Source organism: Pseudosulfitobacter pseudonitzschiae (assembly GCF_002222635.1).
Taxonomy (GTDB): domain Bacteria; phylum Pseudomonadota; class Alphaproteobacteria; order Rhodobacterales; family Rhodobacteraceae; genus Pseudosulfitobacter; species Pseudosulfitobacter pseudonitzschiae_A.
In genome coordinates this window covers 2,991,174-3,008,562 of sequence record NZ_CP022415.1, presented here as the reverse complement: position 1 = coordinate 3,008,562, position 17,389 = coordinate 2,991,174, and the positions used below count along the sequence as shown (strand labels likewise).

Below are 17,389 nucleotides of genomic sequence, written 5' to 3'. Positions count from 1 at the left end.
AAAGCTGTACATATTTCGGCGGAATTCAGCCTTTTTTCAGGATCCGCTGGCCCAGCACTTCGGCGATCTGAACCGCGTTCAGGGCGGCACCCTTGCGCAGGTTGTCGCTGACGCACCACAGGTTCAGACCGTTGTCGATGGTGCTGTCCTGACGGATGCGGCTGATGAACGTGGCAAAGTCGCCCACGCATTCAACCGGCGTGACATAGCCGCCGTCCTCGCGTTTATCGATCACCATGACACCGGGGGATTCGCGCAGGATGTCGCGGGCTTCGTCTTCGTCCAGAAACTCTTCGAATTCGATGTTGATGGCTTCCGAGTGGCCGACAAAGACCGGAACGCGCACACAAGTCGCTGTCACCTTGATCGACGGGTCGATGATCTTTTTCGTTTCGGCGACCATCTTCCATTCTTCCTTGGTCTCGCCCGAGTCCATGAAGACGTCGATGTGCGGGATTACGTTGAATGCGATCTGTTTGGTGAACTTGCGCGCAGGCTTGTCGTCGGTGGGATTATAGATCGATTTGGTCTGGTCCCACAGCTCGTCGATGCCCTCTTTGCCTGCACCCGATACCGACTGGTAGGTGCTGACAACAACGCGTTTAATCCGTGCGCGGTCGTGCAAAGGCTTCAGCGCCACAACCATCTGCGCGGTCGAGCAGTTGGGGTTGGCGATGATCTTGCGCTTGACGGCCAGTTCGATGGCGTCGGGGTTCACCTCGGGCACGATCAGCGGAATGTCGGCGTCGTAGCGGTAAAGCGACGAGTTATCGATGACATAGCAGCCAGCTTTGGCCGCGATGGGCGCGTATTTCTTGGTGGCGTCCGAGCCTACGGCGAACAGCGCAATGTCCCAACCCGTGAAATCGAACGTATCGAGATCCTTCGTCTTGAGTGTCTTGTCGCCAAAGCTGACCTCCGTGCCCAACGACTTGCGGCTGGCCAGAGCGGTGATTTCATCCACCGGAAACTGACGCTCGGCCAGAATGTTCAGCATTTCGTGGCCCACATTTCCAGTGGCGCCAACGACGACGACGCGATAACCCATTGCGATTCTCCATTTTCGGGTGCTTGGCGTCCATATACCGCTTGTCCCCGTGTTAAAAGGGGCATGAAAAATCTGTTTTAGGCGGTGTTGTCGCGGGAAAACGCATAAAGTGCCAGTCCGGCAACCAGCGCAAGGCCGAAGAATCCGAAGATTGCCGCATAGGGGGCTGCCACATCGCCGCCCTGCGCGTCTGCGTGCAGCCGTCCACTGACGAATTGCATCAACCCGACGCCGCCGATGCCAAAGAGGTTAAGCAAGGTCACACCGCGCCCTGTCAGATGTGGCGGCACAAAGCTGCGACCATGTGCGACCATCATCGGGAATGACGCCCCGAACAACCCCACGGCGCACATCAACGCCACGGCGGTCCACAGGTCGGGCTGGGGCATTGCCCACAGCGCCAGCACTGCGGCAGCCGTCAGCGCGTTGCCGGTAAAGTTTACCCATTTGCGGCTGCCCACCAGCCGGTCCAGCGGGCCATAGGCCACCACACCCAAGATCATTGCCAACCCCATCAGCAGTGTCGCCACGCCGATCTGCGACTGGCTGGCATCATAGACATCGCGCAAATAGGGACCGATCCACAGGCCACGGATGGCCCCTGCAGGCGCGTAATGCACAAACATCAGCGGCAGGATCAGCCACAACACCGGCATTTTCAGCAGATCAAACACCGACCCGCGCAGGTCGGTTTGCAGCTTTTCAGGGTCTTGAACGGTAAAGGCCACACCTGCCGCAACCGCCGCAGACAGCGCCGCAAGCCCGCCCATCGACGCGCGCCAGCCGATCAGCTCGGCCGAAATGGCCATCGGATAGGACGCGATCAGGTTGCCGACTGTGCCCACGCCCACCATCAATGCGGCCAATGTGGCGAATTGTACGGGCGGGAACTCGCGGGCGAAGATATAGTAGGACGCCATCAGAACCGGTGAACACCCGATACCGATCAGCACCATCGCAATGTTGATGTGCATGGCCCCTGTCGCCAACGCAAACAATGCAGCACCGCCACCGCCGCCCACCAACAGCAGGGCAGCAGCGGTCCGGCGGGGGCCGATGGTGTCCAGCGCCCAGCCCACAGGAATCTGCATAGCGGCAAAGGACAAAAACCAAAGCCCCGAGGCAAAAGCCAGCGCTTCCGGCGTGATGTTCAGATCAACTTGGAGTGGGCCTGCCAACACTGCCAGAAAAGCGCGAAAGAACTGGCTAAGCACATAGGCCAGCGCCAGAAGAAATAGTCCGGTTCGCATCGTGTGGCCTTTCAAGCTTTGGTGAAGCTTGGTTACACGGGCGGACAGACCGTGCAAGAGTGCGTATCAAGCTCAGCAGCAACAGCGAGACCGACAATGGACCAGTTTTATGATCGCTTGCCGCTGCAAAGTGCTTTTGGCACGCTGTCGAACCCTGCGCGTTACACCCCTTTGCCTGAGGACTGGTTTGTGGGGGCCTCGGATATTGTCGGCTCGACGCAGGCGATTGCCGAAGGGCGATACAAAACGGTCAACATGATCGGGGCAGCGGTGATTTCGGCGCAGATCAACGCGGCAGCAGGGCAGGCGTTTCCGTTCGTCTTTGGCGGGGATGGTGCGGCATTTGCCTGCCCCCCGGAACGGGCCGAAACCGCAAGCCACGCGCTGGCGGCGGTGCAGTGCTGGGCCGGTGAAGAGTTCGGGTTGCAGTTGCGCGTGGCAATGGTGCCTGTGTCCGCGATCCGCAAAGCAGGGCGCGACGTGGCCGTGGCACGGTATCAGGCGTCAGGGGACGTTGATTATGCAATGTTCTCGGGGGGTGGTCTGAGTTGGGCCGAGGCGGAAATGAAACAAGGAAGGTTCAATCTGCCCCGCGCTGGCGCAGGCACGCAGCCCGACCTGACCGGCCTGTCGTGCCGCTGGAGTCCGATCAAGGCGCGCAACGGACAAATCCTGTCGGTGCTGATCCAGCCCGAAGAGGGGGCAGAGGCCGTGAAGGTTGCAGCGCTGATTGATGCGGTGCTGAAGGTTGTGGGTGATCTGGACCGCAACGGGCACCCCACGCCCGCCGAAGGTCCGGATGCCGGATGGCCGCCAGCGGGCGCTGACATCGAAGCCCGCGCAACACATGGCAAATTGACAGTGGGCAAACGCAAACGGCAAATCCTGTTCGAGACGTTTATGGCGTGGGTTCTGATTAAGACGGGCTTGAAGGTCGGCGGTTTTGATGCGCGCGGCTATGCCCGAACGGTTGCCGAAAATGCCGATTTCCGCAAATTTGACGACGGGCTGAAAATGACGCTGGATTGCGATGACGCCACAGCGGCGCGGCTGACGGCTGTGCTGGAGACAGCGCGGATGGCAGGCACCATCCGCTATGGAACGCACAGCCAGAGCGAGGCACTGATGACCTGTATCGTGCCGTCGATGCAGCGTGACGATCATGTGCATTTTATCGACGGGGCGGCGGGCGGCTATACACAGGCGGCCACGCAGATCAAATCCGGCAGCGCCTGAGGTTTCTGCCGGATTTGGATATTTTTAGCCAAAAGAAATCAGGGCTGTCTATTTCACCCAACGGTTTGCAGCCGCGCGGGCGGCGTTGGCCAGAAGCGAGGCGTCGACGCCAACAGCGACGAAACGCGCGCCGGCTTCCATTGCGGCGATCAGCACTGACTCATCGCTGCTGAGAATGCCGGGCGCCTTGCCTGCGGCGGCGATCCGGCGCGTTGCGTCAAGGATTGCGTCCATGACATCGGGGTGACTGAGGTTGCCCATATGGCCCAGATCGGCGGACAGATCGGCGGGGCCGATGAACACGCCGTCGATACCGTCGATTTCCAGAATATCATCCAATGCGGCAAGACCCGCGCGGTTTTCAACCTGTACCAGCAGGCAGGTCTGGTCGTCCGCCGTCTGGCCATAGTCTGGAATGGTGCCGAACCCTGCCGCGCGCGTGCTGGAATAGCCCACGCCGCGTATGCCGAAGGGAGGGTATTTCATCGTACGCACCAGCTGGCGTGCCTGATCGGCGCTTTCGACCATGGGCACCAGAACGGTTTGCGCACCGCAATCAAGCACCTGTTTGATCATCCATGTCTCGCCCACCGGCACGCGCACGGCAGCATGTGACGGCGACGCCGCGAGCGCCATCAACTGGTCGCGGATGGTCGAGATGTCGTAGGGTGTGTGTTCGCCGTCGATCAGCAGCCAGTCAAAGCCCATCGCGCCCATAAGCTCTGCAGTGTTAACCGTGCCAAGGCTGAGCCAGCAGCCCATGACGGTCTTGCCGTTGGCAAGGGCTTGTTTGAATGTGTTGATTGGCGCTGGCATCGGTTTCTCCTCCGGGGGTGTATGCGAGGCGTACCTTAGAACGCGCCCCGCAACTTTGACCAGAGGAGTTGGCGGGGGTCAGATTACCTTGATCACGTCCTTGCCCACCGCCAGCATATAGCCGCGCCGCGCGATGTTCTTGACCAGCAATTCGCTGACGATCTGGTTGCCTAGCGTGTCGCGCAGACGTTTGATGCGGGTGGCCCCTGCGGCCTCTTCGCAGTCCGACGCATCGCGGCCTGATATGATTGCCTCGATCTCGACGCCGGATAGCACATCGTCGTCCATCCGCGCCTCGGCCAGAATCGACATGGTTTCCATCGCCGCATCGGTCAGTTTGAAGCCAAGGTTGTTCAGATAGACGGTGTTTTCCTCGCGGCTGATCAGAAGCGAGTTCACTTCGATGCCAGCGCGTTCGATCTGGGCCAGACGGCGGCCCATGCCCACCAGCATGACCAGAAACACCAGTGCGGCCACCAGCAGCGCCGTGGCAAAGGTCAGCAGCACGAAGATAACCAAGCGGTAACTGTTCAGGGTAGCGGAAAAGGCCGTGCCCGACTGCGCGAGGATTTCGAGCAGTTTGATCTCGGACTGGCTGGTCAGGTCGGCATTTTCGATAAAGATGCGTTCGACTTGGGCATTAAAGGCGCCCGCGTCCGGCAGGGTCAGAAACAGCACGATGGCAGCTGCAAGCAGAATGGCGACAATCGCTGCGATCCCGCCCAGCACCAGCCGTTCACCGGCCTGACGCATTTCAGAAGCGGAGGAAGTATTGTCCGGCACTGTCTTTCCTTTGATCAAGGCCTTCGGGGCCGAACACAGACACAATCTGCAACAACGTCCAGCCGTTCGCGGCAAGACGATTCTTCAGGTCCGCCTGCGCCGTACCACGGTCACAGGCAGAAACCTGCGCCACACCATAATGCAGGCGCAGGGGGGCGTCTTTCTTCGCCTTGTAATCGGCAAAGCAGTCGGCGGCCTGGGCCGCCGCCGGCGCGGCCAGCATGGCGGCACAGGCAAGGGAAAGGAGAATGTGTTTCATATTGGGACTGTGGCCCTTGTCGTTGCGATATTCAATAACAACAGGGGTTTCGCGTGGCTGATATTGGATAACAGCCGACTGTTATTGTGTGACTTGGCCCAATGCGCCCACCTTTGGTCCAAGGTTCGGCCATGCAGGCAGGGCCACCCAAAAACACATGACCCTTTACGAAAGGAACACGCCATGCCGATTCTCACACATCGGTCCCTGCACCGCAAGTTCATCGCCTTTGTCGCAGGCCTGTCCATTGCCATCACAGGGCTGTCCGCAGTCCCCGCCGCCGCGGATCAGGATGACACCGCCCGCGCATTGGCGGCCATTCTGGGGCTGGCGATTGTCGGCGCTGTTATCCACGATTCCCGCAAGGACAAGGATCACGTGACCCGTCATGACACCTATCGACCGGTCGCTCGCCCTGGCTATCGCCCTGACCCGCGCCCGCTGCACCCGCGCCCGTTGCCGCCGCGTGCCAACAACCGCAAGTTGCTGCCGCAGGCGTGCCTGCGCACATTCCATACCCGTCAGGGCAAGGTAAACGGCTTTGGCGACAAGTGTCTGTCGAACCGCTACCGCTACTCCAACAGCCTGCCGCAAGCCTGCGTGCTGCGGTTCCGCAACCAAAACGGATATGGTCGCGGCTATGACGCACGTTGCTTGCGTCAGCGGGGTTACGAATTGGCCCGCCGCTAATAAAGGGGGTGCCATGACCGGGGACGGGTCCCTGTTTCCGGTCAAACTTGGGGGAGGGTGTTCGGGCACCTTCCCCCTTTTTGCTTGGCGTGCTCGGCGTCAGGCAGACAGAGCCGTTACATAGGCATTGCGGATCGATGCATGCACATCGCGGGACGCCACAGCGTCACCGAGAAGATGTAGCGCGCCAATAAAATCCGGCGAAGTCTCGAGTTGGTGGTACAAATCGTTCAGCGCATGCGTTCCACGTTCAACGACGATCTGATCTGTCTCGATGGTTTGCGCGTATCCGCTGAAGGTGTGTACGAATGTCGCCTTCAGGCGCGCACCGGCTTTTTCGACACGCAGCAGGTCCAGATCACCAAGAATTTGAATACCCTGCTCGGCAAAGCGCTTCCTGAAGCCGGTGCCATCCTGATAGGGCATTTCCTGACCCACAACGCCATCGCTGGTCGTAAAGGTCACAGCGCTGCCCGACTGCTTGGCCAGTAGCGCACAAGAGGGCGCAGGTGCCCGGCCTGTGCCGTCGTGGATCAACACTTCGCGCGCGAGGCTGGCTGCGCCGGACAGGACGTCCCAAGTGGTCCGGCACAGGTCTGCACCGTCAATCTGGTCCAGATCGGGCAGCCCGCCGGTGGCGACAAAAACCGTATCGGGGTTTTCGGCCAGAATGTCGTACATATCGGCATAGCAATTTGTACGGATCTCGACGCCCAAGCGGGTCAGTTCGGCAATACGCCAGTCGACGATACCGATCATGTTGGCCCGCTCCGGTGCGCGCGCTGCCAGACGCAATTGGCCACCGGGATGCGATGCCGCTTCGAGCACGATAACACTGTGACCGCGCAGGGCTGCAACGCGCGCGGCCTCCAGTCCGGCAACACCGCCACCAACGACCACAACGCGGCCTGCAAACTCGGCCGGTGTCACCCTGTGCGGGATCGTCAGTTCGTTGCCGGTGGCTGCGTTGTGGATGCACGTCGCTTTTTTATAGAGGCAATAGGACGCGCCGACACAAGGGCGAATGTTCTCTTCGGTTCCGGCCAGCAAATGTTGCACCAAATGGGGATCGGTCAGGTGGGCACGGGTCATGCCGACCAGATCGACGATGCCTTCGCGGATGGCATGACGAGCGGTAGCGGTGTCGCGAATGCCACCGGCGTGGATCAGCGGCAGGTTCACTTCGGCGCGGAACCGCGCGACGGAGGCAAGATAGGGCGCGTCGGGTTGGAACATGCCGGGCATGTTGTCTTCGGACAGGATCAGGTCGCTGTCCATCCGCCCGTAGATCGCATCGAAGAAATCGACCAGCCCTTCGCGTTCGAACATATGGGCCAGCGCGATGCCGTCATCGGCGTTCAGACCGCCTTCCGTGCCTTCGTCGATGACCAGACGGATGCCCACGGCAAAGTCGTCGCCCACAGCATCGCGGATCGCCTGGTGAACCATCAGGCCAAAGCGGGCGCGGTTTTCAAGCGAACCACCAAAGGAATCGGTGCGCCGGTTGGCAAGCGGCGACATGAACTGGCCGATCAGATGGCCACCGCAAAGCGTTTCCACACCATCAAGCCCGCCATCCCGCGCACGTTTCGCGGCACTGGCATAGTCGGCAATCACCCTGTCGATGTCGTCACGGTCCATCTCGCGCGGAAAGCCACGGCTGCGCACTTCGCGTATGGGTGACGGTGCGATAACCGGGTTCCAGTCTCCGTGGAACGCATTGGCGCGTCGGCCCAGATGCGATATCTGCGTCATGACACCCGCGCCTTGGGCATGTACGCGCGAAGACAGGCTTTGCAGATAGGGAATGATGCGGTCGGTGCTCATGTCCAGTTGCCCGCCGCCCCAACTGGAATCGCGCGACACCATCGCGCTGCCGCCGATCATCGTCATGGCCAGACCGCCGCGTGCCTTTTCCTCGTGATAGGCCTGATAGCGTTCACCGGGCATGCCGTCTTCGTCGTTCATCGAGGCATGGCTGGTGCTGACGATCCGGTTGCGCAGGTGCAGTTTGCCCAATGTGAAAGGCGACAAAAGCGGGTCTTTGGTCGGATCATGTGGCATTGGCGCTGTCCCTCGCTTGGTTGGGTATAGCATCATCCCGAACGGATCGTTCATATAGCTTGAAAAAACAAACGGCGCCTATACGCTCGGCGTATGACCGAACTGGCCCGCCTGATCACATCACCCAAGTCGCTGCTGGTCTTCGAGGCTGCTGCGCGGCATGGCTCTGCCCCTGACATTGCCGGCTAGAACATTGCCAACCTGATCGCGGCGACCGTTTGTGCCGCGCTGTCCGATCCGGATATTTTCCCCGATAGGAGGCCATCCGCGTAACCGCTGCGGGCGATTGTCCTTACCGCCACAATGGCCCGAAGGTTCTGGTTTGCACATCTCTTTGAGATGTGCGTTTTTCGCCTTCGGCGAGGATATTTATTGCCAAAAGAAGCCATAGGGGCGTGCTTATATGCCGGATTTTTCATTCGAGCTTGAAATCGGGGGCCGCGTGGCGGGTGTGGATGAAGTGGGTCGCGGGCCGCTTGCGGGGCCTGTGATGGCCGCTGCTGTGGTGCTGAACCCCGATGACATCCCTGAGGGTCTGAACGATTCCAAGGCACTTAGCGCCAAGCGGCGGGCGGTACTGTACGCCGAGTTGATGGCGCGGGCCGATGTGTCGCTGGGCAGTGCGTCGGTGGAGGAAATTGACGAGCATAACATTTTGCGCGCATCGCATATCGCGATGGTGCGGGCGATTGCAGGGCTTTTGGTGCGGCCTGATCATGTGCTGATTGATGGCAATATGGTGCCGCGCGGACTTAACCTGCCGGCGACCACATTGGTAAAAGGGGATGCCCGATCACTGTCGATTGCGGCAGCTTCAATTGTGGCAAAAATCAGGCGTGATGCGCTGATGGTGGATTTGGCGCAACAGCATCCAGGCTATGGCTGGGAGACGAACATGGGCTATCCGTCAAAAAGCCACAAAGAAGCACTGCAGAATATTGGTGTGACCCCACACCATAGACGTTCGTTCAAACCTGTACACAATATCTTGTATCAAGAAAAATAGTTAACCAATTGATTCAATAAAGAAATTGACCGCGAATCAGCTTTGACTCATCTTTGTCCACAACCAACGAGCCCAAAATGGGCCGCGGATAGAGGCAGATATGATGACAAAAACCAAGAGCGCCACGGCGCTGCCCTTGAATGAAATAATTGCGGGTGACTGCATTGACGTGATGAACAGCCTACCGGCGGAATCGGTGGACCTGATCTTTGCCGATCCGCCCTATAACTTGCAGTTGCGCGGTGATTTGCACAGACCCGACAATTCCAAGGTGGATGCGGTTGACGATGCGTGGGACCAGTTCGACAGTTTCAAGGTTTACGACAAATTCACCCGCGCATGGTTGAAGGCCGCGCGCCGCCTGTTGAAACCCGATGGCGCGATCTGGGTCATCGGTAGCTATCACAATATTTTCCGCGTCGGCACGGCCTTGCAGGATGCCGGTTTCTGGATTCTGAACGATGTGGTCTGGCGCAAGTCGAACCCGATGCCGAACTTTCGCGGAAAGCGGTTTACCAACGCCCACGAAACGATGATTTGGGCGGGCAAGGACGAGCGCAGCAAATATACTTTCAACTATGAGGCGCTGAAGGCGCTGAATGACGGCATCCAGATGCGCAGCGACTGGGTTTTGCCAATCTGCACCGGCCACGAACGTCTGAAAAACGACGAGGGCGACAAGGCGCATCCGACGCAAAAGCCCGAAAGCCTGTTGCACCGTTTGCTGGTTGGCTCGACAAACCCCGGTGATGTGGTTCTGGACCCGTTCTTTGGCACCGGCACCACAGGTGCTGTGGCCAAGATGCTGGGCCGCGAATTCATCGGGATCGAACGCGAGGAAGCCTATCGCAAGGTTGCCGCGAAACGTATCGCTTCGGTGCGCAAGTTCGACCGCGATGCACTGGCTGTCAGCACGTCGAAACGCGCCGAGCCGCGCGTGCCCTTCGGCCAGTTGGTCGAACGCGGTATGCTGCGTCCGGGAGAACAGCTTTATTCGATGAACAACCGTCACAAGGCCAAGGTCCGTGCCGATGGCACGCTGATTGGCGATGACGTCAAAGGATCAATACATCAGGTTGGTGCCCATCTCGAAGGCGCACCCAGCTGCAATGGCTGGACCTACTGGTGCTTTAAACGCGAGGGCAAAACTGTGCCGATCGACGTGCTGCGCCAGCAGATCCGGTCGGAGATGCACGACTGATCCTTCGGATTAAATCACCACAGTTTTACGAACACCGCCGGTGCCCCGCGACTTTCACCCATTGTCGCAATCACATGGGGCACTCACCTATGCCCCGCCTTTATGGCGGGGCCTTTTTCGTTTGGGACAGGCTTAGCGTGGCCGCGGATTGGTGGCCTTGTTGTAGGCGGTCCAGTCGGTGATCTCGGGGTAATACATCTCGCGCCATGCGCGCACGCGCGGGTTCATGACCCGTTTCCAGACGCGGGGTATCATCGCGGCCATCGTCATCACCGGATAGCCGTAGGGCAGTTGCGGCGCATCGGCTTCGGTGTGGTTTTGCAGCACGGGAAAGCGGCGATCGGGTTTGTAGTGGTGATCGGAATGGCGTTGCAGGTTGATTAGCAGCCAGTTCGACGCGCGGTGCGTGGCATTCCACGAATGGCGGGGGTGGACGTGTTCGTATTTGCCATCGCCCAGATGTTTGCGGGTCAAGCCGTAGTGCTCGATGTAATTGACCAGCTCAAGTTGCCAGATCGCGACGCCCGCCTGCAACAAGAACAGGCCAAGACCGGCCCAGCCGCCAATGGCAAAGGCCAAAACCACAAAGGTGGCTTGCAAATACCAGTATTTGAAGAAGGGATTCGACATATCGCTCCATGGCAGATCCTTGCGGGCCAGCATGTCTTTTTCCGCATTCCACGCGCTGATCAGCGATTCCCTGAGAACACGGGGGTAAAAGCGGTAAAAACTTTCGCCCATGCGCGCGGTTACTGTGTCGCGCGGGGTGCCGACATAGCGGTGGTGCACCAGCATGTGTTCGGACCGGAAGTGCGAATAAAGCACCATCGCCAGTAGCGCATCGGCACACCAGCGTTCCAGCTTTGATTTTTGGTGCATCAGCTCGTGCGCATAGTTGATACCCACGGTGCCGTTGATCGCGCCGACGCCAAAGAACAGCACCAGCTTTTCCAGCGTGCCCAGATGGTCGGCCGGTGCCACGTACCAGATCAGCGCAAACAGGTTGATGAACTGCAATGGGGCCCAGACAATCGTGATGGCGCTGTACCAGAACAGATCGTCGTCTTGGGTGTCAGGGTCGGCATTGTCTGGGTCCAGCCCGACGGCAAAGTCCAAAGCGACGAACAGATACCAAGTGAAAAACGGCAGCAGGATCACGGTCCAGCCGCCAGTAACGGCACAGGCCCATGCCAGCGGGATCAGCAGAACAGACAGGGCATAGGGGGCCGCGCGGGTCAACTTGGCCATGTCTGTGGCGGATATGTAGGACGATGTTGTCATGATGCACACTCGGCTAAGCGGTTGGTTGCCGGCAGTATAGCGCGGCCCGCCGGTGAACCAAAGCGCGCTTAATGCCGCGTCAGGTCAAAGGCTTTGCGCATCACGGTGGGCAGGTCCGAGGGCCCGAATTCGGCTTGGGTCAGAAAGCGGCCCGTATGCGGCTCGGCATCGGTTTCGGTCAACATGACGGTCAGGATCAGGTGGAAATGTGTAAAGGTGTGGCGCACTTCGCCTTGCACCTTTGTCCATGTTGTATCCACCGGCGGCGTACCCGCAGGCCGTTCAATGCTGACATCCACCCAGTCCGATCCCGGCCAGCCCAACATCCCGCCCAGCAACCCACGGTCGGGGCGGCGTTCCAATAGATAGGCCCCGTCGGGACGGCGCGCGACATAGACAGTGCCGTGACGCACGGGCTTGGTCTTTTTCGGGGTCTTTCTGGGCAGTTCGGGGGCGGTGCCGCGCTGGCGGGCCAGACAGGGGTCGCGCCACGGACAAATGCCACATGCGGGGGATTTGGGTGTGCATATGGTTGCCCCCAGATCCATCACTGCCTGTGCATAGTCGCCGGGGCGCTCGCTAGGTGTCAGGGCCGCGGTGTGGGTCATCAGGATCGGCTTGGCCGCTGGCAGGGGCGTGTGTTCGTCGTATATCCGCGCCATAACCCGTTCGACGTTGCCATCCAGAACCGCGTGCGGCAGGTCAAAGGCGATCGAAGAGATTGCGGCGGCGGTGTAGGGGCCGATCCCAGGCAGGGCCAGCAATGCCGCGTGATCCGCAGGAAAGCTGCCGCCATGATCCGCCACAACTGCACGGGCGCATTTCAGCAGGTTGCGGGCGCGCGCATAATACCCCAAGCCCGCCCATTCGGCCATCACGTCGCCATCTTCGGCGGCGGCCAGATCGGTGACCGTGGGCCAACGTGCGGTAAAGCGGGTGAAATAATCGGTGACAGCAGCGACAGTGGTTTGTTGCAACATCACCTCGGACAGCCAGACGGCATAGGGATCGGGGCGCGTGCCTGCGCGTTTGTCAGCAGGCGAGGTCCGCCAAGGCATCACGCGGGCATGTACGTCATACCAGTCCAGCAGGTCAGCGGTGCGTTCACGCAAGATTTATGCCCTTCCTTTGCGGCTATGTCTGGCAGCGGGCGCGCAAACCTTTATGATCCGCACTAACCTTTGGGGGAACATAGTCATGGCTCGGCGTCACGCCACCACAAAAGGGTTCAAAAGAACCTCCAGCTTGCTGACAGGGCGCATTCGCACCGCCAGCGAAAGCCGTGGATTCGCCCAGTCGCGCCTGTTGACCCATTGGGCCGAAGTTGTGGGCGACGATATTGCTGCCATCGCACATCCGGTAGAAGTCAGCTATGCCCGTGGTGGTATGGGGGCCACACTGACCTTGCTGACCACGGGCGCACAGGCGCCGATGCTGGAAATGCAAAAGGAACAGCTGCGCACCAAGGTCAACAGCGTTTACGGCTATAACGCCATTGCCCGTATCCGTGTGACCCAAACAGCACCGACCGGCTTTGCCGAAGGGCAGGTGGCTTTTGGCCATCGCAAAGTGGCCGAGCCCAAAGAGATCGACCCGAGCCTGAAGGCCCGCGCCGAAGAGACAACTGCCCCCGTAGCCGATGAGGGCCTGCGGGCCGCATTGGAACGGTTGGGCACCAATGTACTGACAAAAGCAAAACGCTAAGAGGTAAGTTTCATGAAAAGACTGATTGCAATTCTGGCCGTCGTGGCGGTTGTTGCCGTTGCGGGCTGGTTCCTGCTGGGCCGCACCGCCTCCACCGAGCCGTCCGGCACGCCGTTGGCCAGTGACACCACGCAACCGACCGACGTTGCAAGCGACATCGATATTTCGGACGTGCAGGACATGACGCAGGGCAATCCCGATGCGCCGGTCACCGTGATCGAATACGCCAGCTACACTTGCCCGCACTGTGCCACCTTTAACGCAGGTGCCTACAAGCAGTTGAAGAAAGACTATATCGACACCGACAAGATCAACTTTATCTACCGCGAGGTTTATTTCGACGGCCCCGGCGTATGGGCATCGCTGCTGGCACGTTGTGCTGGTCCGGAAAAGTTCTTTGGCATCACCGACCTGCTGTATGCCAGCCAGTCCACATGGGCGAACGCCGGTGGCCGTGATCCGGTTGCGATTTCTGCCGAGCTGAAAAAGATCGGGCGTTTGGCCGGTATGGACGGTGACACCATTGAGGCCTGTATTCAGGATGAAGACCAAGCCAAGAAAATGGTGGAGTGGTTCAAAGTGCACAGCACGCAGGACGATATCACCGCCACGCCCAGCTTTGTGATCAATGGCACAACCTATAGCAATATGGCCTACGACAAGATGAAAGAGCTTATTGATGCGGCAGGTGCGGAATAATGGCCGCACCGCTTGCCGGACTTAAAGTTGTTGAACTGGCGCGTGTTCTGGCTGGCCCTTGGGCCGGTCAGACGCTATCGGATTTAGGCGCCGAGGTGATCAAGGTCGAAGCCGCAGCCGGTGACGACACGCGGCAATGGGGGCCGCCCTTCGTCACCCGTGATGACGACGTATCGGCCTCGTATTTCCATTCGACCAATCGTGGCAAGGCGTCGATCATCGTCGATCTGAGAAGCGAAGAGGGTCAGAACCGCCTGAAGGCGTTGCTGGCCGATGCGGATATCATGATCGAGAACTTCAAAGTGGGCGGTCTGGCCAAATATGGTCTGGACTATGCCGCGTTGAAAGATGCGTTTCCCAAGCTGATTTATTGCTCGATCACGGGCTTTGGCCAGACCGGCCCCTATGCCCACCGTGCAGGCTATGACTTTATCATTCAGGGCATGTCGGGCCTGATGTCGATCACCGGGGAACCTGACGGCCAGCCGCAGAAATCGGGCGTAGCGATCACCGATATTTTCACCGGCGTTTATGCGACCACCGCCATTCTGGCCGCTGTCCACCAACGCAGCCAGACCGGCAAGGGTCAGCAGATCGACATGGCCCTGCTGGATGTGGCGGTGGCGATCACAGCCAATCAGGCGATGAACTATCTGACCAGCGGCAAGGCTCCGGGGCGGATGGGCAATGCGCATGTAAACCTGACGCCCTATCAGGTCTTTGACTGCGCCGACGGTCACATCATCATCGCCACCGGCAACGACGGCCAATATCAGCGTCTGTGCCGCTTGCTGGGACTGGACGACATGGCGACAGCGCCCGAGTTTCTGAAAAATTCAGACCGCATCGCGAATCGCGACGAGATGACCAGAAAGCTGACCGCCGCAACCGTGCTGCGCGCGCGGGATGATCTGTTGGCGGCCTGCGAAGCCGAAGGCGTGCCTGCGGGCCCGATCAACGACATGGCCGATGTGATGGCAGACCCGCAGGTTATCGCGCGCGGCCTGAAGATTGATCTGGATGGCGTTCCGGGTGTGCGGACACCCATCGTCTTTTCGGATGCAGAATTGTCGCTGCACCGGCCCGCGCCCAAATTGGGCGAAGACGATACTGTTTTGTAAGCCTCTCATTCTCGGTGTGGTTCAGGGCTGCGGCAGCGCCTTCAGGCGTTCGTCGAGCGCCGAGGCGTCGTCAAAGTGCAGGCGGACGGGCAGGGTAATAACCCGTGACCGGAATGCAGCTGGCAGGCGGGCCGCGTCTTTTTCGGTTGTGACCAGTTGCGCGCCACGGGCGCGGGCGTCGGCCTCCAGACGTGACAAAAGGGCGGTCGACAGGGTCTGGTGATCGCCCAGCGGTTCGGCGTGAACGATGGTGGCCCCAAGATCGCGCAGCGTGTCAAAGAACTTTTGCGGGCGGCCAATACCCGCAAAGGCGAAGACAGGCGTGTCGGACCAATCCATGCCGGTTTGCAGCGGTTTCAGTTCAGCACGCACATGGGGCAGGGTGGTGGCCGGTTGGAACGCGGTCTGATCCCCCGGGTTGCCAATGCTTAGCAGAATGTCGGCACGTGCCAGACCTGCCCCGACAGGTTCGCGCAGCGGCCCCGCTGGCAGACAGCGACCATTACCGAACCCCGTGGCCGCGTCGACCACGACGATGCTGATGTCCTTGGCCAGATCTGGGTTTTGCAACCCGTCGTCCATGATCACAACAGTGGCTCCAGCCTCTTGCGCGGCGCGGCCTCCTGCGGCGCGGTCGCGGGCAACCCAGACTTCGGCAAAGGCGGCCAGCAGCAGCGGTTCGTCGCCCACCTGTTTCGCAGTGTGTCGGGCAGGGTCGACACGCACGGGTCCTGCCAGTGATCCGCCATAGCCGCGCGTGACGATGTGGGGCGTGTGATAAAGATCGCGCAGCTTTTCGGCCACCGCGATCACCGTCGGGGTCTTGCCTGTGCCGCCTGCGTTGATGTTGCCGACGCAGACCACCGGAATGTCCAGACGCAGGGGCGTGCCACTGGCCAGCCTGCGTGCCGTTGCGCGGGCATAAAGCTGCCCAAGCGGGGCCAGCACGCGCGCCTGCCATGTGGGTCGGTCTGGGGTCGTGTTCCAGAATTCGGGGGCGCGCATCAGTTTGGTCCATCCTGTCGGGCATTAAGGCCACTCTGGACCAAAGCGATGATACGTTCCATCGTGTCGGCCCCTTCGGTCACCACGTCCCACCCTGCCATCGCCATCTTGGCGGCCTGATCCGGCGCAATCAGCCATGTCACAGCCGCGCCAAGGCTTTCTGCATCGTTGACGATACGCGCCGCACCCGCGTTGGCCAGTCTGCGATAGGCGTCCAGATGTTTGCCAACGCTGGGCCCATACAGCACCGCCGACCCCAAGGCCGCAGCGGCAAAGGGATCTTGTCCGCCCTGACCCGTTTCCAGTGACCCGCCAAGGAACGAAACCGGTGCCACGCGAAACCACAGGCCGGTTTCGTCGGGCAAATCGGCCAGCACCACGGCGGTGTTGTCGTCAGGATAGGTGCCATCCGACCAGCGCACCATCCGCAATGCGTCCATCGCGCACAGGTTGGTGGCGACCGTGTCGGCGGCGGCGTCTTGCGGGTTCAGGATCAGCAACAACCGGTGTGACAGGCGTTGGGCGCGGCGGTGGGCGGTCAGCACAGCAGAGACTTCGGCCGCGGTAACACCGGCGGCAAACCACACGGGTCGCCCTGACAGCGATTGCGACAGTTCGTCCACGTCCTGTTGCAATGCAGGCAAGGCTTGTCCGCCGGGCACCAGCGGCGCGGTGCGGTCAATCTTGGACGCCGGAACGCCCAGTTGCTTCATCCGCGCTTCGGCGGCATCGCTGCGGGCCAATACGTTGTCGAATTGCGCCAGCAGTTGCCGTGGCACTTCGGTCAGCCAGCGGTCGCGACGGGTGTCAAATCCATCGGCACCGGCATCGACCAGAAACATCGGACAGCCCGAGGCCGCTGCAGCCTCGACCAGATTGGGTTGCAGTGCGCCCCAGATCCACAGCACTGCGTCTGGCTTCCAATGCGCGACAAAGGCAGCCGTAGCGGTAGGATGCTCCGGTGGCAGCGCTACGGTCAGCAGGTCGGGAACATCGACTGGGGCAGGTTCGGTCAGGCCGGTCAACAGCACCGTCAGCCCGAAACGCGCCGCGATCAGACGGCGTGCCAGATCGCGGACATGGGCCGTTTTGCCCGGTTCGGCTGCGTGCAGCCACACCAACTCGCCTTCGGGACGTGGCGCATAGTTCGTCAGCTTCGGCACCGGACCGCGACGGGTCAGCGCCCTGTAGGCTGCAAATCCCAGCGAACGGGCCATAGGGACGGA

General features: G+C 60.4%; 17 protein-coding genes. 7 read left to right on the top strand and 10 right to left on the bottom strand.

Translation table 11 applies throughout. From position 1 onward, the window contains the following. Positions 1–25 precede the first annotated feature (25 nt). Complete coding sequence (locus tag SULPSESMR1_RS14830) at positions 26–1,048, bottom strand: aspartate-semialdehyde dehydrogenase (RefSeq protein ID WP_089421526.1); 1,023 nt, start codon at positions 1,046–1,048, stop codon at positions 26–28. 77 nt (positions 1,049–1,125) lie between these two features. Beyond that, positions 1,126–2,298 carry an MFS transporter gene (locus SULPSESMR1_RS14825; RefSeq protein ID WP_089421525.1) on the bottom strand — a complete coding sequence of 391 codons (1,173 nt, stop codon included), beginning with the start codon at positions 2,296–2,298 and terminating at the stop codon, positions 1,126–1,128. Positions 2,299–2,394: 96 nt separating this feature from the next. Between SULPSESMR1_RS14825 and SULPSESMR1_RS14820 the strand changes: the two genes are divergently transcribed. Beyond that, positions 2,395–3,534, top strand: coding sequence for a DUF3095 domain-containing protein (locus SULPSESMR1_RS14820; RefSeq protein WP_089421524.1), 1,140 nt, complete (start codon positions 2,395–2,397; stop codon positions 3,532–3,534). Between the two features lie 48 nt (positions 3,535–3,582). Here the strand turns inward: SULPSESMR1_RS14820 and SULPSESMR1_RS14815 are convergent, their stop codons facing one another. The 3 genes from SULPSESMR1_RS14815 to SULPSESMR1_RS14805 all read right to left on the bottom strand — a co-directional run bounded on the left by SULPSESMR1_RS14815 (position 3,583) and on the right by SULPSESMR1_RS14805 (position 5,392). After that, positions 3,583–4,350 (bottom strand): HpcH/HpaI aldolase family protein, encoded by a 768-nt coding sequence (locus SULPSESMR1_RS14815; RefSeq protein WP_089421523.1) that lies wholly within the window; start codon positions 4,348–4,350, stop codon positions 3,583–3,585. Between the two features lie 78 nt (positions 4,351–4,428). Next, on the bottom strand, positions 4,429–5,133 hold the full coding sequence (locus SULPSESMR1_RS14810) for a hypothetical protein (RefSeq protein WP_198362806.1): 705 nt from the start codon (positions 5,131–5,133) through the stop codon (positions 4,429–4,431). Next, entirely contained in the window at positions 5,105–5,392 is a 288-nt protein-coding gene (locus tag SULPSESMR1_RS14805; protein ID WP_089421521.1) for a hypothetical protein, read from the bottom strand. The genes SULPSESMR1_RS14810 and SULPSESMR1_RS14805 overlap by 29 nt, the downstream gene beginning before the upstream one ends. Positions 5,393–5,575: 183 nt before the next feature. Here SULPSESMR1_RS14805 and SULPSESMR1_RS14800 point away from each other — a divergent pair, with 183 nt between their 5' ends. Next, a complete protein-coding gene (locus SULPSESMR1_RS14800) occupies positions 5,576–6,082 on the top strand; it encodes a cytochrome C oxidase subunit IV family protein (protein ID WP_089421520.1) in 507 nt (168 codons plus the stop codon). A 99-nt stretch (positions 6,083–6,181) separates the two neighbouring features. On the opposite strand, the gene SULPSESMR1_RS14795 is transcribed toward SULPSESMR1_RS14800, so the two are convergent. Next, positions 6,182–8,146 (bottom strand): FAD-dependent oxidoreductase, encoded by a 1,965-nt coding sequence (locus tag SULPSESMR1_RS14795; protein ID WP_089421519.1) that lies wholly within the window; start codon positions 8,144–8,146, stop codon positions 6,182–6,184. A 403-nt stretch (positions 8,147–8,549) separates the two neighbouring features. Between SULPSESMR1_RS14795 and SULPSESMR1_RS14790 the strand changes: the two genes are divergently transcribed. Both SULPSESMR1_RS14790 and SULPSESMR1_RS14785 read left to right on the top strand, forming a co-directional pair. Then, complete coding sequence (locus SULPSESMR1_RS14790; RefSeq protein WP_089421518.1) at positions 8,550–9,152, top strand: ribonuclease HII; 603 nt, start codon at positions 8,550–8,552, stop codon at positions 9,150–9,152. 100 nt (positions 9,153–9,252) lie between these two features. Continuing rightward, positions 9,253–10,353, top strand: coding sequence for a site-specific DNA-methyltransferase (locus SULPSESMR1_RS14785; RefSeq protein WP_089421517.1), 1,101 nt, complete (start codon positions 9,253–9,255; stop codon positions 10,351–10,353). Positions 10,354–10,485: 132 nt separating this feature from the next. On the opposite strand, the gene SULPSESMR1_RS14780 is transcribed toward SULPSESMR1_RS14785, so the two are convergent. Both SULPSESMR1_RS14780 and SULPSESMR1_RS14775 read right to left on the bottom strand, forming a co-directional pair. After that, positions 10,486–11,634: an alkane 1-monooxygenase gene (locus tag SULPSESMR1_RS14780; RefSeq protein WP_198362805.1), complete on the bottom strand. Its 1,149-nt coding sequence runs from the start codon at positions 11,632–11,634 to the stop codon at positions 10,486–10,488. 68 nt (positions 11,635–11,702) lie between these two features. Then, positions 11,703–12,692: an A/G-specific adenine glycosylase gene (locus SULPSESMR1_RS14775; RefSeq protein ID WP_240311471.1), complete on the bottom strand. Its 990-nt coding sequence runs from the start codon at positions 12,690–12,692 to the stop codon at positions 11,703–11,705. Between the two features lie 139 nt (positions 12,693–12,831). Here SULPSESMR1_RS14775 and SULPSESMR1_RS14770 point away from each other — a divergent pair, with 139 nt between their 5' ends. From SULPSESMR1_RS14770 to SULPSESMR1_RS14760, 3 genes are read left to right on the top strand one after another with little or no spacing between them, the layout of a single operon-like run. Further along, on the top strand, positions 12,832–13,338 hold the full coding sequence (locus SULPSESMR1_RS14770) for a DUF721 domain-containing protein (RefSeq protein WP_089421515.1): 507 nt from the start codon (positions 12,832–12,834) through the stop codon (positions 13,336–13,338). Between the two features lie 12 nt (positions 13,339–13,350). Continuing rightward, positions 13,351–14,037, top strand: a complete 687-nt coding sequence (locus SULPSESMR1_RS14765) for a DsbA family protein (RefSeq protein WP_089421514.1) — start codon at positions 13,351–13,353, stop codon at positions 14,035–14,037. Continuing rightward, on the top strand, positions 14,037–15,158 hold the full coding sequence (locus SULPSESMR1_RS14760; RefSeq protein ID WP_089421513.1) for a CaiB/BaiF CoA transferase family protein: 1,122 nt from the start codon (positions 14,037–14,039) through the stop codon (positions 15,156–15,158). The genes SULPSESMR1_RS14765 and SULPSESMR1_RS14760 overlap by 1 nt, the downstream gene beginning before the upstream one ends. 21 nt (positions 15,159–15,179) lie before the next feature. Here the strand turns inward: SULPSESMR1_RS14760 and lpxK are convergent, their stop codons facing one another. Together lpxK and SULPSESMR1_RS14750 are read right to left on the bottom strand one after the other, a co-directional pair. Beyond that, positions 15,180–16,163 carry a tetraacyldisaccharide 4'-kinase gene (gene lpxK, locus SULPSESMR1_RS14755; RefSeq protein WP_198362804.1) on the bottom strand — a complete coding sequence of 328 codons (984 nt, stop codon included), beginning with the start codon at positions 16,161–16,163 and terminating at the stop codon, positions 15,180–15,182. Beyond that, on the bottom strand, positions 16,163–17,380 hold the full coding sequence (locus tag SULPSESMR1_RS14750; RefSeq protein ID WP_089421511.1) for a 3-deoxy-D-manno-octulosonic acid transferase: 1,218 nt from the start codon (positions 17,378–17,380) through the stop codon (positions 16,163–16,165). The genes lpxK and SULPSESMR1_RS14750 overlap by 1 nt, the downstream gene beginning before the upstream one ends. Positions 17,381–17,389 lie beyond the last annotated feature (9 nt).